The sequence below is a fragment of the Paenibacillus sp. F024 genome (genome assembly GCF_057814255.1).
Genome location: NZ_JBVASZ010000197.1, coordinates 1 through 255, shown reverse-complemented (window position 1 = coordinate 255; position 255 = coordinate 1). Strand labels below are relative to the sequence as shown.

Annotated in this window: 1 protein-coding gene; it reads right to left on the bottom strand. The window is 47.8% G+C overall.

Annotated features, from left to right (window positions below; all coding sequences use genetic code 11):
* Positions 1–255, bottom strand: a 255-nt coding sequence (locus ACZYR9_RS27960) for a TRAP transporter large permease subunit (protein WP_488981533.1), incomplete at both ends; no start/stop codon positions are given.

Below are 255 nucleotides of genomic sequence, written 5' to 3'. Positions count from 1 at the left end.
ACTCCACAGGAACCGTAACCAATTCCGGGAACAGAATCAAAAGAATAAGAATAACCGTTTCCGCAAGTAAGAATGGCCATACGCCCCTCATCATGTCATCCATATTTAATCGCGCGACGCCTCCAGCTACATTCAATACGGTTCCAACCGGCGGCGTCAACAGACCCAATGCCCCCGTTAAGATGAAGACGATCCCAAAATATACCGGATCGATTTGGGCAGCTGTGATGAGCGGCATAAGAATCGGTGTAAAAA